The sequence below is a fragment of the Isoptericola croceus genome (assembly GCF_029382255.1).
GTDB lineage: Bacteria > Actinomycetota > Actinomycetes > Actinomycetales > Cellulomonadaceae > Isoptericola > Isoptericola croceus.
In genome coordinates, this window is record NZ_JARLLG010000529.1 from 1 (window position 1) to 253 (window position 253).

Genomic DNA, 253 nt, shown 5'->3' on the forward strand with positions numbered 1-253 from the left:
GTACCATGTTGGGTTTACCAATATCAAACAGTCATTCCCTCATTGGAGGCATAATGGGCGCTGGAATTGCTGGATTAGGATTTGAAAAACTGGTTTTTGATGGTCTATTCAAAGTTCTGATTGGGATCATTGCCTCTCCCATTGGAGGAATGATCATAGGATTACTATTTGCTGGAGCCATTATCACCTTCTTTGCAAAACGTCATCCCAGAACTGTAAACAAGACTTTTGGAAGATTGCAGCTAATATCTTC

The 253-nt window shown here is 40.3% G+C and carries 1 pseudogene; it reads left to right on the top strand.

Features of this window, described 5'->3' with window-relative positions:
* Positions 1-53: 53 nt before the first annotated feature.
* Positions 54-253: pseudogene (locus tag PZC42_RS22020) on the top strand (hypothetical protein); the annotation flags it as partial.